Below are 14656 nucleotides of genomic sequence, written 5' to 3' on the forward strand. Positions count from 1 at the left end.
TCTTTCTTCTGCTCAGCATCGAATTGAGTGGAAAATTTTTAGCGACTCCTTTGTTTCTATATACTGGTACACAAATAAATCATGAAAGCGACAAATTTTTTTCCCGATTCTTAAATGGGGCCCATAGTCTTGTACCCATTCATATCGGACATGGTTACCTCATAAATAGCAACCTGGAGAAAGTGTTGTTTGTTGTTAATCACCAAGATAAACCGTGGTTGGGCCTCTTTTTATCGTCAGTTCCCTTTCTGGCTGGAAGGAGTGACCCCAATAGCTTTCCAATCTTTTTCCCCTTGTCTAATGTACTATACTTCCATATTTTCCCTCTATCATCTTATGATCAATAACTGGTTGGTAAGGCCTTTTTTTCTTCACGAATCATAATTTCCTAAAAAAACGCATAAGTTTTGATGAAGATTATTAGCAAATGGCCTATTTTTTCATACAATATATGGACTTATGTCTTAGGAGGGAAAAAGAGTGAAAATTCATATTGTCCAAAAAGGGGATACTCTTTGGAAAATCGCCAAAAAATATGGCGTTAATTTTGAAGAGTTAAAAAAAATGAATACCCAATTGTCGAACCCCGATATGATTATGCCAGGTATGAAAATTAAAGTTCCAACAACTGGAGGTACGGTCAAAAAAGAAACAAAAATTAATTATGCCCCAAAAAAAGAAGTACCGATCCCACCACATCCATACGCAGACATGAAACCTCCCGCTCCAAAAGAAGTACCTAAGAAAGAGGTACCGATGAAGCCATACATCCCGAAAATGCCTCAACCAGTTGTCCCAGAAATCGATATTAACAATTATTACATGATGAATATGGCAAATATGCAAGTACAGCAAGCACAACAAATTCCTCCAACACCACCAAAACTTATTCCGGTGAAAGAGGAAGTAAAACCTGAGGTACCACCGAAGGAAATGCCTAAAGTGCCATATATTCCACCAATGTATTGTTATCCGTACCCACACTGCGTTCCAGTAACTCCCGTGATGCCAGGAGCAGGCTTTCATTATCCGATGCATGGTGTAGGAGCTCCGATGCCACAACCAGGAATGCCGATGTATCCAATGAATCAAATGATGCCAGCAGATGGCCAAATGATGCAACAAATGGGGAATTACGATGATGATGAATCGTCTCCATATGGAATGATGCCAATGTACGATGGGCAACAAGGTTTTGCTCAAACATCATCAGAAATGCCAATAGATGGAATGATGCCGCAAATGGGATATCCAATGATGCCTTATTACCCAACACCAAGTCCTTGTTATCCAGTTTCTCCTATGATGCCAGGAGCAGGCTATCCAATGTATGGTGTAGGAGCGCCAATGCCACAAGTGCAAGAGCCACAAATGTATCCAATGAGTCAAATGATGCCAACAAGAAGTGCTTCGCAACCAACTGCCCCTCAAGATCACGAAGCACAAGAGGATTCACCAGTCTATGGTAACCCATATGGGCAGCCGTATCCTTATGGCTATGGATATGGTCAACCAATGATGGGCGGCTATCCAATGTATGGAATGGGATATCAACAACCGTTTGGAATGCCGCGTAGCGATGAGGAAAGTAATGATTTTTAGTACTGTTGTAAGGGGAGACGAACTACAAGCTCGTCTCCTTCTTTTTTTAAAGAACAAAGTGTTTCTCCCCATAGATACATTAACGTTTGTAAAAGAAGGCGTCTGGATAGCGACTGGAAAAGAAACATGGTTGATTAAATTATTTTCGTCGAAAAAAAAATTAGAACGTCAAATCGAGTTTACGAAAAGATTATTTGATTTACAGTTTCGAGAAACGTATACGTTCCATCCCCTCCATCAATATCAACTTCTGCCGTTTGATGGGAAATACGTGGGGGTTATGAGTTATTTAGGCGATAAAAAACAAGAGGGAACTTATTCATCACCGTGTTTTCGTCAGCAAGTGCTCAGTTTATTAAAGAAATTTCATGAAACCACCTTTTACCTAGTGCCAGAATTTCAATCGCAACTTCCATTTTTTCACCAATTGGAAAAATGGAAGGAAAGATATACGGAATTTAAAATGTGGTTACCGCTCATACAGCAGTGGGTTCCGTCAGACTTTTTGTATTTGTATCAACAATGGGCGGAATACGCGCTAGAGTATATGGAAGATCATGAAGATTTTTTTGTCCAAAAACCATGGTCGATTATCCACGGGGATGTAGCCCATCACAATTTTTTGTTGACCGAAAATCATTTATATATGATCGATTTTGATTTAATAGCGATTGCACCAAGTGTGATTGATTATTTGCAATTTTGTCATAGAATAATACCAAATATACATGGAAATTGGGATGAATTACATGGTCACAAAGGGATATCAAGCTTCCTAAATCAAGAACCCTTTAAGGTAGCACTTTTATATCCAACTGATATTTTTCGTGAGTGGAATCGTTTTTTCAAAAAAGGCTATACCTATCAACAACGTATGTTTTCCTCATTGATTTATATGACAATTCGATCCTTTCCTTGGAGATTTCAATTGAATCAACACCTTTTAAATATGATAAAATAAAGTGGACGAAACTATTGGAAAGGAAGTATTGGTGATGCAAGAAAAAATTGACCAACTGATTAAGTGGTTACGGGAAAAAGTGAAAGAAGCGAACGCTGACGGCTTAATTGTTGGTATTAGTGGTGGAATCGATTCCGCTGTGGTCGCTCATTTAATAAAACGGGCTTTCCCAGAAAATTCTCTAGGACTTATTATGCCGTGTAAAAGCAATCCGAAAGACAAAGAAGACGCGTTAAAAGTCGTTGAAAGTTGTGGAATTGACTATCACATTATCGACTTAACCGAAACACACCAAATACTATTTAGTAAAATTGAACAACAGCTAAAAGCAAAAAATGAGTGGAACGAAGAACGTGCTCGTTTAGGAGATGCGAATACACGTGCTCGCCTGCGTATGACTACATTATATGCGGTCGCGAATAACTACAATTACTTAGTTACGGGAACAGACAATGCAGCGGAATGGCATACGGGATATTTTACGAAGTATGGTGATGGCGGTGTTGATTTAGTTCCACTCGTTCATTTTATGAAATCAGAGGTAAGGGAATTAGCGAAACTGTTAGGAGTACCGAATGAAATAATTACAAAAGCTCCAAGTGCTGGTCTTTGGGAAGGACAAACCGATGAAAGTGAAATGGGAACGACGTATGAAATGATTGATAAATACTTAAAAGGAGAAGAAATTCCAGAGAAAGATCGTGAAATTATTGACCGACTGCATAAACGTTCAGAGCACAAACGCCAACTTGCAGCTGCTCCTCCGAAATTTTAACCCAATTATTGCTCGAATGGTTCTTGTACATTTCACGTAAAATAAGCTTGAGCTAAGTATTTAGCTCAAGCTTATTTTATTGGGGGTTTTCACGTGCGAAAAAGCTTGCTTCTAATTCCCATAACATGTTTGTTCATGGGGAGTATGGCTGCATGTAACACACAAGATGAAGAAGCTGCACCAAAACGGTACGAAGATACGTACGAACCGTTAGGCTTCTTTTCAAACGAAGGCCATGCAAATGAGCGGAATGAACGTAACGACGGTCCACTAACCGAATGGATGGACCATTCGTTTGGAGCGGAAGGTCAAGCCATTCAAGAGCATAAGAGAAAATATTTGAGCCAAAAAGACGAATATGGAAACCCAAAAAATCCGTCGAAGCCACTAGCTAATTATGATAAAAGCTTTTTTGAACGCGACATTCGCTTTCCACGCGGGGATGCTAATTATCATGGACACTTAGATGATCAAAGCCATCGCCCGCGCTCGTCGTACTACAATGCGTATGAAGGAGAACTGTCCGAACAAATTGCCGATGTGACCGCATCGGTTCCCAATGTGGAGGATGTCCGAGCCGTTGCCTATGGTACCGATATATTAATTGCGGTTGATTTAGCGGATGAATCCAAACAATCAACGACATTGGCTACCATTCGTCAAAAAGTCACTCCTTATTTACATGGGCGCACGGTGACGGTTGTGACAGACGAAGGGACTTTTAGTCGAGTACGTAATATTGACAATGACCTCCGAGATGGTGGACCGCGGGAAGCGATTAATTTTGATTTACAAGATTTACTCGATTGGGTTAAACGAAATGAATAAACGTTCCCATCCTGCTTTTGCGGGATGGGAATTCTTACTATTGATGAAAAGGAGTTGTTACCTATAATGAAACCATTTATGATATAGTAAGGTAGACAAGTTTGATGAGAGGGGAAGTTAGAATGGCTGGACATTCTAAGTGGAAAAACATTCAACGACGCAAAAATGCACAAGATGCAAAACGCGGTAAAATATTTCAAAAGTTAGCAAAAGAACTATATGTTGCGGCTAAACAAGGTGGGGGTGACCCAGAGTCTAACCCAGCATTACGACTTGTCATTGAAAAAGCAAAAGCGGCGAACATGCCGAACGATAACATTACACGGGCGATTAATAAAGCAACTGGGAACCAAGCGGCTGAAAATTATGAAGAGATTACATATGAAGGATATGGACCAGGTGGAGTGGCCGTTATGGTGACATGTTTGACGGATAATAAAAACCGTACCGCCTCTAACGTTCGTCTAGCCTTCTCTAAAAATGGTGGAAACCTTGGTGAAACTGGATGCGTTTCTTATTTATTTGATCGAAAAGGGTATTTAGTGATTGAACGGGAAGGACTAGAAGTCGACGAAGATGACATGCTACTACAAGTCATTGAAGCTGGAGCGGAAGAGATGGAGTCTAGTGAAGAAGTATTTGAAATTTATACCGATCCAGAAAGTTTCATGGACGTAAAAACAACGTTAGAAAATAGCGGTTTTTCGTTTGCTACTGCTGAAATTACGATGATTCCGCAAACATATACGTCATTAAATGAAGAACAAGAGGCGAAAATGGAAAAATTGCTGGATATGCTTGAAGATGACGATGATGTTCAAGATATTTACCATAACTATCAACAACAATAATTGAAACGGTAGCCATTTAGTGCTACCGTTATTTTTTTTGCCAAAAGACTTCAGGGCCTTCGCATCAAATTAAAAAAATCGTCTAGTTTGGATTAATTTGTATTCATTGGGACAAAATAAAGTTAGCAGCTTACACTCTTCATTCACCAATCATTCATATGAGGAAGAAAATGAGGTGACCTCTATGTTAGGACGAATAATCATCTTCATCTGTACGCTTACATTGGCGATATCTATCTTTTTGTTTACATCGACGAAAGAAGCGAAAGACTATGAGGCAAAGACAGATGAAGGGATCCATGTCGCTACCCCATTACAAGTCAAAGTTATATTGCAACGCGAATATTTAGATGGGGAAATGAGTCACGAAACGGTGAATGAAACGATTTGGGCGATGGAAGATTTTTGGGCAAAATACGACCACTGGCAGCTTGTTGATATGGATGAGAACATAGTCATCTTTAAGCAACAAGTAGAAGATATTTCTCCGTTATTAAAAGCGAACGGATATTTTGGAGTGTCGAAAGATGGAACCTTGGCGATATTTAATGGAAAAACGAATCCTTCAACGATTATTCAATCATTTTTTCAAATTGATTTAAGCAAATTGGAAAGTAAAAAACGGGAAGAATTAATGAATGGAATTCCGGTACGAACAAAAGAGCGCTACTTTGAATTGATTGAAACATTTAAGTCATATTCTCTCCCTCAACAATGAAAGGACAGGCCGATACTGTCCTTTTTCTTGTGGTAACGGTTGTTTTTTAGAGAAGAACAGAAGATAATATAAGAACAGATGTTTTTATGTTTAGCTTTTCTGTACGCGTTCGGTAGACATTCCGTTTATAATCGAAGCAGATTTATGATAGAATGAAGCATGGTAAAGAGGAGAGAAGACGGTTGTACGAACATATTAAAGGAATTGTCGATTATATAGGTCCAGAATACGTTGTTGTAGAAAACAACGGAATTGGGTATCAACTCTTCACGCCCAATCCGTACCAATTTTCCAAATACGAAGGACAAGAAGTGAAAGTATATACATATCAATACGTTCGGGAAGATCTTATTCATCTTTATGGGTTTTTATCACGTGAAGAAAAGTTGATGTTTTTAAAACTTTTAAATGTCTCAGGGATTGGGCCGAAAGGGGCCCTCGCTATTTTAGCTTCAGGGGAACCAGCTCAAGTCATTCAAGCCATTGAAGAGGAAGATGAAGCCTTTTTAACGAAATTTCCTGGTGTAGGGAAAAAGACGGCACGGCAAATGATATTAGACTTGAAAGGGAAACTAGCGGAAGTTGTTCCTGATTTTGTACCAAACTTGTTTAATGTAGAAAAGCTCGATCAAAAGAAGCAAGAGCAAGCCGAACTGGAAGAAGCCCTGTTAGCGTTAAAAGCGCTAGGCTATTCAGAAAAAGAAATTAAAAAGATTACACCAACATTGCAGCAAGAATCGTTATCTACGGATGAATTTATTAAAAAAGCGTTGCAATTACTTTTAAAGTAAAGGGGGGATCGGAATGGACGAGCGCCTTGTCTCGACGGAAGCGGAAGCGATGGAGCAAAGGTTTGAACAAAGCTTACGCCCTCAAAGGTTAGCACAATATATCGGCCAAGATAAAGTAAAGTCCAATTTAGAAGTATTTATTGAAGCGGCAAAAATGCGAAAAGAAACGCTCGATCATGTGTTACTTTACGGTCCACCAGGACTTGGAAAAACCACTTTAGCTACCGTCATTGCGAATGAAATGGGCGTCAACATTAAAACCACGTCCGGTCCAGCCATTGAGCGCCCTGGTGATTTAGCAGCCATTTTAACATCGTTAGAGCCAGGGGATGTGCTTTTTATTGATGAAATCCATCGTCTGCATCGCTCCATAGAAGAAGTACTTTATCCCGCGATGGAAGATTTTTGTTTAGATATTGTAATCGGAAAAGGCCCAAGTGCCCGCTCGGTACGCCTTGACCTTCCTCCGTTTACGTTAATTGGGGCGACGACTCGCGCTGGTGCTCTTTCAGCGCCATTGCGTGACCGATTTGGAGTGTTGAGTCGGTTAGAATATTATACGGTGGAACAACTAACCCAAATTGTCGAGCGCACTTCCGATATCCTCGGGGCAGACATTGAAAGGCAAGGAGCGGAAGAGATTGCTCGGCGTTCACGTGGGACACCACGGATTGCGAACCGTTTGTTACGTCGCGTCCGTGATTACGCTCAAGTTCGTGGAGATGGAAAAATTACACTTGCTTTAGCGAACGAAGCACTCACCTTATTACAAGTCGATCGACTTGGACTTGACCACATTGATCATAAGTTGTTAAAGGGAATTATTGAAAAGTTTCGTGGCGGCCCGGTTGGTCTAGAAACGATTGCCGCTACGATTGGAGAGGAAGCCCATACGATTGAGGACGTGTACGAACCATACTTACTTCAAATTGGCTTTTTGCAACGCACCCCTCGTGGGCGGATGGTGACAGAACAAGTGTACCGTCATTTTCAAATGGAGGTGCCAAATGAACGATGAATGTTCCAAAAATGCTCATGTTTATCGGTGTATTGATATTTGTCATCGGTTTTTTAGCCCAGTTTATTAAAATTGGCAAATTACCAGGGGACATTTTAATAAAAAAAGGAAATACGACGTTTTATTTTCCCATTATGACGTCCATCTTGTTAAGTGTATTATTATCTCTCGTGTTCTATTTTCTAGGAAAGTTCAAATAACTTTTACGTAAGGGTGACAGCATTGAAAGTAGATTTGTTTGATTTTTACTTACCGGAAGAACTTATTGCGCAAACACCGTTAAATAATCGGGCAGATAGTCGATTAATGGTCCTTAATAAGCAAACGGGTGAGATAAAGCACGATATTTTTAAACATATTAGTGACTATTTACGTCCTGGGGATTGTTTAGTACTAAATGATACGAAAGTACTCCCGGCACGATTATTTGGTGTCAAAGAGGAAACGGGGGCGAAAATTGAAGTCCTATTATTAAAGCAAGAGGACAACGATTGTTGGGAAACGTTAGTCAAACCTGCGAAACGAGTAAAAGAAGGAACCGTCATTTTGTTTGGCGACGGAATGTTGAAAGCCACTTGTGTCGGTATGAAAGAGCACGGTGGTCGGATATTGCAGTTTACATACGAAGGAATTTTTTATGAAGTTCTTGATACCCTAGGAGAAATGCCGCTTCCGCCTTATATTAAAGAGCAGTTGGAAGATCGTGATCGGTATCAAACGGTTTATGCTCGTGAACGGGGATCGGCAGCAGCTCCAACGGCTGGATTACACTTTACGAAAGAACTGCTAAAAGAAATTGAGGCCATTGGGGTTCATTTAGCGTTTATTACCCTGCATGTGGGGCTAGGTACGTTTCGTCCAGTCAGTGTGGATGATGTGACAGAGCACGAAATGCATGCCGAGTTTTATCAAATGTCGGAAGAAACCGCCCAATTACTAAATGAAGTAAGGCAAAAAGGCGGTCGAATTATTTCAGTTGGTACGACGTCCACACGAACGCTAGAAACGATTGCGCGTGATCATGATGGAGTATTTAAAGCCCAGAGCGGATGGACGGATATATTTATTTATCCTGGGTTTACATTTCGGGCCATCGATGGGATGATTACAAATTTTCATCTCCCTAAATCAACACTCGTTATGTTAGTAAGCGCACTAGCTGGACGTGAAAACGTACTCCGTGCGTATGAAGAAGCAGTGAAACAAAAGTATCGCTTTTTTAGCTTTGGAGATGCCATGCTTATTATTTAATCGTTGGAAGGAGAAAGTACGAAGTGACAGCAATACGATATGAACTCATTAAAACGTGTAAACAGACGGGGGCTCGGTTAGGTCGCATTCACACGCCACACGGAACTTACGAAACCCCAATGTTCATGCCCGTTGGTACATTGGCGACCGTGAAAACGATGTCACCGGAAGAATTAAAAGAAATTGGAGCGGGCATTATTTTAAGCAATACGTATCATTTATGGCTGCGTCCAGGACATGACATCATCAAAGAAGCGGGTGGACTTCATTCGTTCATGAACTGGGATCAAGCGATTTTAACTGATTCCGGCGGTTTCCAAGTATTCAGCTTAAGCGATTTCCGTCAAATTGAGGAAGAAGGGGTGTATTTCCGTAACCATCTAAACGGAGACAAATTATTTTTATCCCCTGAAAAAGCAATGGAAATCCAAAATGCACTTGGGTCAGATATAATGATGGCGTTTGATGAATGTCCTCCATATCCAGCCACCTACGACTATATGAAAAAATCCGTTGAACGAACGTCTCGTTGGGCAGAACGCTGTTTAAAAGCCCATCAACGTCCAAACGACCAAGGATTGTTTGGAATTGTCCAAGGGGGAGAATACGAAGATTTACGCCGTCAAAGCGCCCAAGATTTAGTCTCCTTAGACTTTCCTGGTTATGCTGTTGGCGGGTTGTCTGTCGGTGAACCAAAAGAAGTGATGAATCGTGTATTAGAATTTACTACTCCGTTACTGCCTGCGAATAAGCCTCGTTACTTAATGGGAGTAGGGTCTCCGGACTCATTAATAGATGGAGCGATTCGCGGAATTGATATGTTTGACTGTGTACTTCCAACACGGATTGCTCGTAACGGAACGTTAATGACAAGCAATGGACGGTTAGTCGTAAAAAATGCACAATATGCGCGTGACTTTAGACCGTTAGATGAAAATTGTGATTGTTACGTATGTAAAAACTATACTAGAGCCTATATTCGTCACTTAATTAAATGTAACGAAACGTTTGGAATTCGTTTGACGACTTATCATAATCTGTATTTTCTGTTAAAATTAATGGAGCAGGTCAGACAAGCGATTCGCGAGGATCGTCTTGGTGACTTTAGAGAAGAATTTTTTGAACGCTACGGATTTAATCGTCCGAACGCAAAAAATTTCTAAATTAACCATGAAAGGAGGGAAAAGAAAGATGGAATTGATATACCAATTACTTCCGTTTTTACTAATGATTGCGATCTTTTACTTCCTCTTAATTCGTCCGCAACAAAAACGACAACGGGCGATTCAAGATATGCAAAACAATTTGCAAAAAGGAGATAAGATCGTTACAATCGGTGGTTTACATGGAATCATTGATTCGTTAGACGAAGATAAAATCGTCATTAAATGTGGCGATGGAAGCCGTCTTACATACGATCGCTCCGCCGTGCGCGAAGTGATTGAATCTGCTAATAAATAATAAAAAAGGAGAACTGCTTTTAAAGAAAGCTAGTTCTCCTTTTTCATTGCGCGCGCCCAGCAAAGCTGTTCTGCTAGTTGGTGCAAGTCCAACCCGAGTAAGTGCCAAGACGCTCGGTAGCTGACAGGCAACTGGAGGAGAAATCCAGGCCAGCGCCCTGTGACAAAGTAACTCTCTAGAAGAGTGCAAGTGAAATAACAGCAAGAGTTATCCACAGTTATTTTAGGGTAGAGCCTTTCTTTTAGAGGTATCTTCTATTATGAGGCTTCTCTATGAGATCCCCCAATGAGATTAACACCAAGGATGCCACCCATCATGGCGACTAACACGTAGCACGTATGATAGATCCATTGTTGAACTGTAAATAACGTATCGTGTCCTAAATATTGGTATAAGAAAATGATGAGTGTATATCCCCCGCCTGTCAATCCGCCAATAAGCCACCCTTTTTCTTTCGCTTTTCCTCCAGAAATAAACCCACCGATAAATAAGCCGATAAAAGAAACAATTGTAATGAACAATTGAAATGACTGTTCTTGTAGGGAGCTAAATCGGAGGACGATTGATAAAATCAAGCTTAATATCATCGCAATTACAAAAATCGTAACAAGGCCATAAATCACGGCACCACCATATTTTTTTGGTTTGATAAGAATTCCCTCCCCCTAAAAGTTATAAACAATTTCTCCTCTAGTACATGCATATGTTTGTCATAGATAAATAGAATAGAAATTTTTTTTGTACAAGTTTCATACAATGATATGAACCCATCGGTAAGGGGGGAGTGTTACATGGTACCAATTGTTGTACTTTGTATTTTTATCATTAGTTATATTTTGTTAATTACGGAAACATGGGACCGGATGCTAGTTGCGGGCGCTGGAGGGGTCGCCATGCTGATTGTTGGTGCCTTTACCATCCATGATGCCCTATTTACGTATATAGATTGGAAAACGATTGCTTTGTTATTTGCCATGATGTTAATTGTATCGATTACGAGCCAAACTGGATTTTTTGAATATATAGCTATTCGGTTAGCCCAAATGGTTCGTGGAGATGGTATTTTGCTTCTTATTCTCTTTTTTTTACTATCTGCTGTCGGTTCAGCTTTTTTGGCCAATGTAACGGTTGCAATGTTGATTGTACCGATTTTATTTACCTTAACACGGTTGTTACAATTGCCACCGACTCCTTATATGATTGCTACCATTTTAAGCTGTAATATTGGAGGGACAGCCACCCTTATTGGAGATCCCCCAAATATGATGATTGGGCAGACGGTCCAGCATTTAACGTTTAATGCGTTTTTGCAAAATTTACTCCCTGTCGTTCTTCTCATCATGTTTATCACAATTCTGTTGATTGCTGTTTTATATCGTGAACAACTGTATGTAAAAAGAGAGAAGCAGCTATTATTGGCTGGAATCCGTGCAGCTAACTATTTAAAAAAGGAGAAAGGACTTTATCCGTCCATAATTGTTCTTAGTATGGTCATGCTCGGATTTATGTTGTACCCTCTTCTCCATTTAGATGTAACCACCGTGGCCTTAGCGGGGGCAGTATTGTTATTATTATTGCTTCAACGCGTGTATCAACCGGAAGAAGTATTAAAACAAGTCGAATGGGGAACGATCTTTTTCTTTATCGGGCTCTTTTTAATCGTAGGGGGATTGGAAGAAGCGGGATTTATCGATGAATTAGCCCGAAGTATCATTCGGATAACCGAAGGGGACATGGTGAAGACGTCTTTATTTATTTTGTGGAGTACAGGGATATTATCGGCATTTATTGATAATATTCCGTTTGTCGCTGCTATGATTCCGGTGTTACAAGAATTTCAAGAAATCGGTATTATGCATATGGATCCTCTTTGGTGGTCGTTAGCCCTCGGTGCATGTTTAGGTGGTAATGGAACGTTACTCGGATCATCGTCTAATCTCGTCATAGCTGGTCTTGCTGCTAGAGAGCAAGCCCCGGTTTCTTTTCGAGAATATTTATGGATTGGGATGCCAATTATGTTTCTTTCCTTAATTATTTCCACCATCTATGTCTATGTTCGCTATCTTCTTCCTTTTATGTAACGCATGGATTTTACGTTCTCATCCATACTAAACATAAACAAATTGGAAGGAGTTTAACCAAGGTGGAAGAATTAAGCATAATCATCCTACGAACAGCTTTGTTATATGTTCTTATTTTAATTATTTTCCGAGTTATGGGGAAAAGAGAAATTGGCGAACTAAGTTTACTCGACTTAGTTGTTTTTATCATGATAGCTGAAATCGCGGTATTAGGTATTGAAGATCCGAAAGATCCGTTTATTCATACGGCAGGGCCCATGCTTTTATTAATGTTGATTCAACTGGTTAGCGCATGGCTTTCCTTGAAAAGTCAAAAAGTCCGTTCCTTTGTAGAAGGAAGACCGACGATCATTATCAATCAAGGGCGGATTGATGAAAAGGCGATGAAATCACAACGGTATAACTTTGATGACCTGTTGGTACAACTTCGTGAAAAAGATATCAATAATATTGCAGATGTAGAATATGCGATATTAGAACCTTCTGGAAGGCTATCCGTCTTTAAAAAAAGAAAAAATAGTATAAAAGAAAATACCTTTACACTTCCGCTTATTTTAGATGGGAAAATTCAACAAGAAAATTTATCGAAAATCAATCAAACCATTCATTGGTTAAAAGAGGAATTAAAGAAAAAGGGTTACGAAAACATTGAAGATATATCATTTTGTAGTTATCAAAATGGTGAATTTTACATTGATGAAAAAGACCCTCGTTAAATACGAGGGTCTTTTTCTATCCAATTTTTATTTTAACCAAGTGCGTAAAAACGGAATGCGTTGTAAGTCTTCTTTTCGTAACAAACGTAGAGCAAATAGCAAAAGGCAGTAAAAAATGGTGGTTAATGTTACGGAACTTAGGAGGTTTCCGATTAGGTTGACCATTGATAAGTGGTTAATGAGCCATTTTCCAACTAAACTACTGGCCACAACAATCAAGATAAATTTTACATAATCAGAAACGACAATGGTCATAGGGACGACTTTTAACACCGTTACAAAATGTAACAAAGTTACAAGAACAAAGCCAGTAATAATACCAAGGGCTGCACCATGTATACCAAACATCGGTTGGGAAGCTAGAATGAAAATTGTACCAATCTTGACAATGGCCCCTATAAAGCTATTAATCATTCCTGCTTTTGCTAAGTTCAGGGCTTGTAAAACGGCTTGCAATGGCCCTTGATAATAATAAAAGATGAAGAACGGAGCCATAAGTTGTAGTAAGGCAACACCACTTGTAGAATTATACATCAATTTCATAATTGGTGTTGCAAACGTATACAAGACTACGACTGCTATCCCCCCTGTAAGAAGGGCAAATCGTAATGCTTGTTGAACACGATGCTCGACCGTTTGATAATGTTTTTGGGCGTACGCTTCGCTAATGGCCGGGACAAGACTCGTCGAGAGTGAATACGTAATAAAAGAAGGTAGCATCAACAGCGGAAGAGCGTAACCTGTTAACACTCCGTATTGTTTGGTTGCTTCTGTAGCAAGTACACCAGCAATCGCTAGGCTATGAACGACAACAATTGGTTCGAAAAACCAAGAAATCGACCCAATAAGTCGGCTTCCTGTAGCTGGTAAAGCGATGCTCATTAGTTCAAAAAATGTATGTTTCCCTTTGAGAAAATATTGGAAAAATTGACGGCGTAACCGAAATTTTTTCCGAAGTTTAAACATCGTTACCAAATAGATAAGTGAAGCAAGTTCACCGATGATCGATGCGAGCATCGCTCCCGCCGCTGCGTATTCAATTCCAAGCGGTAAAAAGGCTTTCGTTAAAACAGCAATTAATGTAATACGAACAAGTTGTTCTAAAATTTGTGAAATAGCCGCAGGTTTCATGTTTTGGCGGCCCTGAAAATAACCACGAATGACAGATGAGACAGCAATAATGGGAATGATTGGCGAGATGGCCGCTAAAGGGTAGTACGTCCGCGGATCTGTATAAAGTGTTTCGGCTAAAAATGGTGCTAGTAAGATGAGGCCTGGTGTAAATAAAAGCGACAGAGTTAACGTCGTTGCCAACGAGACGACTAAAATTTTTTTCACTTTGCGATAATCGTGTTGTGCAAGGGCTTCGGCGACAAATTTTGAGATGGCCACCGGAAGTCCTAACTGGGTAATCGTGATGACTAAAATAAGGGTTGGAAAGGTCATCATAAAGAGACCGACCCCTTCTTCACCGATAAATCGGGCCACTATTATTCGATTTATAAACCCTAAAATTCTAGTAATTAGACCTGCCGCCATAAGGATGATCGTACCTTTTAGGAATTTAGACATACGACTCCCTGCCTTCTCAAAAATGGAAAAT

16 protein-coding genes are annotated in these 14656 nt (G+C 39.9%); 14 read left to right on the forward strand and 2 right to left on the reverse strand.

From position 1 onward, the window contains the following. Nucleotides 1-480 precede the first annotated feature (480 nt). The 12 genes from safA to yajC all read left to right on the forward strand — a co-directional run bounded on the left by safA (nt 481) and on the right by yajC (nt 10256). Nucleotides 481-1602 (forward strand): SafA/ExsA family spore coat assembly protein, encoded by a 1122-nt coding sequence (gene safA / locus H0Z31_08780; protein MBO8177535.1) that lies wholly within the window; start codon nt 481-483, stop codon nt 1600-1602. Then, on the forward strand, nt 1592-2563 hold the full coding sequence (locus H0Z31_08785; protein ID MBO8177536.1) for a phosphotransferase: 972 nt from the start codon (nt 1592-1594) through the stop codon (nt 2561-2563). The genes safA and H0Z31_08785 overlap by 11 nt, the downstream gene beginning before the upstream one ends. A 34-nt stretch (nt 2564-2597) precedes the next feature. After that, entirely contained in the window at nt 2598-3338 is a 741-nt protein-coding gene (gene nadE / locus H0Z31_08790; GenBank protein MBO8177537.1) for an NAD(+) synthase, read from the forward strand. A gap of 135 nt (nt 3339-3473) precedes the next feature. Further along, a complete protein-coding gene (locus tag H0Z31_08795; GenBank protein MBO8177538.1) occupies nt 3474-4166 on the forward strand; it encodes a YhcN/YlaJ family sporulation lipoprotein in 693 nt (230 codons plus the stop codon). Nucleotides 4167-4288: 122 nt separating this feature from the next. Continuing rightward, nucleotides 4289-5017 (forward strand): YebC/PmpR family DNA-binding transcriptional regulator, encoded by a 729-nt coding sequence (locus tag H0Z31_08800; protein MBO8177539.1) that lies wholly within the window; start codon nt 4289-4291, stop codon nt 5015-5017. A gap of 184 nt (nt 5018-5201) precedes the next feature. After that, complete coding sequence (locus H0Z31_08805; protein MBO8177540.1) at nt 5202-5735, forward strand: intercompartmental signaling factor BofC; 534 nt, start codon at nt 5202-5204, stop codon at nt 5733-5735. Between the two features lie 182 nt (nt 5736-5917). Then, on the forward strand, nt 5918-6526 hold the full coding sequence (gene ruvA / locus H0Z31_08810; GenBank protein MBO8177541.1) for a Holliday junction branch migration protein RuvA: 609 nt from the start codon (nt 5918-5920) through the stop codon (nt 6524-6526). Between the two features lie 13 nt (nt 6527-6539). Next, nucleotides 6540-7544, forward strand: coding sequence for a Holliday junction branch migration DNA helicase RuvB (gene ruvB, locus H0Z31_08815; GenBank protein MBO8177542.1), 1005 nt, complete (start codon nt 6540-6542; stop codon nt 7542-7544). Continuing rightward, complete coding sequence (locus H0Z31_08820) at nt 7541-7744, forward strand: DUF2905 domain-containing protein (protein ID MBO8177543.1); 204 nt, start codon at nt 7541-7543, stop codon at nt 7742-7744. Before ruvB ends, H0Z31_08820 begins: the two co-directional genes overlap by 4 nt. Before the next feature lie 22 nt (nt 7745-7766). Beyond that, a complete protein-coding gene (gene queA / locus H0Z31_08825) occupies nt 7767-8795 on the forward strand; it encodes a tRNA preQ1(34) S-adenosylmethionine ribosyltransferase-isomerase QueA (protein MBO8177544.1) in 1029 nt (342 codons plus the stop codon). A 23-nt stretch (nt 8796-8818) separates the two neighbouring features. Next, nucleotides 8819-9958 (forward strand): tRNA guanosine(34) transglycosylase Tgt, encoded by a 1140-nt coding sequence (tgt, locus tag H0Z31_08830; GenBank protein ID MBO8177545.1) that lies wholly within the window; start codon nt 8819-8821, stop codon nt 9956-9958. 28 nt (nt 9959-9986) lie between these two features. Further along, nucleotides 9987-10256 (forward strand): preprotein translocase subunit YajC, encoded by a 270-nt coding sequence (yajC, locus tag H0Z31_08835; protein ID MBO8177546.1) that lies wholly within the window; start codon nt 9987-9989, stop codon nt 10254-10256. Nucleotides 10257-10513: 257 nt separating this feature from the next. Here the strand turns inward: yajC and H0Z31_08840 are convergent, their stop codons facing one another. Then, nucleotides 10514-10912, reverse strand: a complete 399-nt coding sequence (locus H0Z31_08840) for a TIGR04086 family membrane protein (protein ID MBO8177547.1) — start codon at nt 10910-10912, stop codon at nt 10514-10516. Between the two features lie 105 nt (nt 10913-11017). Here H0Z31_08840 and H0Z31_08845 point away from each other — a divergent pair, with 105 nt between their 5' ends. Next, nucleotides 11018-12337: an ArsB/NhaD family transporter gene (locus H0Z31_08845; GenBank protein MBO8177548.1), complete on the forward strand. Its 1320-nt coding sequence runs from the start codon at nt 11018-11020 to the stop codon at nt 12335-12337. Continuing rightward, on the forward strand, nt 12253-13053 hold the full coding sequence (locus H0Z31_08850) for a DUF421 domain-containing protein (protein MBO8177549.1): 801 nt from the start codon (nt 12253-12255) through the stop codon (nt 13051-13053). Before H0Z31_08845 ends, H0Z31_08850 begins: the two co-directional genes overlap by 85 nt. A 27-nt stretch (nt 13054-13080) precedes the next feature. Here the strand turns inward: H0Z31_08850 and spoVB are convergent, their stop codons facing one another. Then, a complete protein-coding gene (spoVB, locus tag H0Z31_08855) occupies nt 13081-14625 on the reverse strand; it encodes a stage V sporulation protein B (GenBank protein ID MBO8177550.1) in 1545 nt (514 codons plus the stop codon). Nucleotides 14626-14656 lie beyond the last annotated feature (31 nt).

The sequence above is a fragment of the Bacillus sp. (in: firmicutes) genome (assembly GCA_017656295.1).
In the GTDB taxonomy this organism is placed as follows: domain Bacteria; phylum Bacillota; class Bacilli; order Bacillales; family JACDOC01; genus JACDOC01.

What these genes read in the sequence shown, in the direction of transcription:
- ruvB (MBO8177542.1), top strand. Translation starts at nt 6,540, where the DNA reads ATGGACGAGCGCCTTGTCTCGACGGAAGCGGAAGCGATGGAGCAAAGG.
- H0Z31_08800 (MBO8177539.1), top strand. Translation starts at nt 4,289, where the DNA reads ATGGCTGGACATTCTAAGTGGAAAAACATTCAACGACGCAAAAATGCA.
- H0Z31_08850 (MBO8177549.1), top strand. Translation starts at nt 12,253, where the DNA reads ATGGATTGGGATGCCAATTATGTTTCTTTCCTTAATTATTTCCACCAT.
- H0Z31_08785 (MBO8177536.1), top strand. Translation starts at nt 1,592, where the DNA reads ATGATTTTTAGTACTGTTGTAAGGGGAGACGAACTACAAGCTCGTCTC.
- yajC (MBO8177546.1), top strand. Translation starts at nt 9,987, where the DNA reads ATGGAATTGATATACCAATTACTTCCGTTTTTACTAATGATTGCGATC.
- H0Z31_08805 (MBO8177540.1), top strand. Translation starts at nt 5,202, where the DNA reads ATGTTAGGACGAATAATCATCTTCATCTGTACGCTTACATTGGCGATA.
- spoVB (MBO8177550.1), bottom strand. Translation starts at nt 14,625, where the DNA reads ATGTCTAAATTCCTAAAAGGTACGATCATCCTTATGGCGGCAGGTCTA.
- H0Z31_08820 (MBO8177543.1), top strand. Translation starts at nt 7,541, where the DNA reads ATGAATGTTCCAAAAATGCTCATGTTTATCGGTGTATTGATATTTGTC.
- H0Z31_08795 (MBO8177538.1), top strand. Translation starts at nt 3,474, where the DNA reads ATGGGGAGTATGGCTGCATGTAACACACAAGATGAAGAAGCTGCACCA.
- nadE (MBO8177537.1), top strand. Translation starts at nt 2,598, where the DNA reads ATGCAAGAAAAAATTGACCAACTGATTAAGTGGTTACGGGAAAAAGTG.
- H0Z31_08845 (MBO8177548.1), top strand. Translation starts at nt 11,018, where the DNA reads ATGAACCCATCGGTAAGGGGGGAGTGTTACATGGTACCAATTGTTGTA.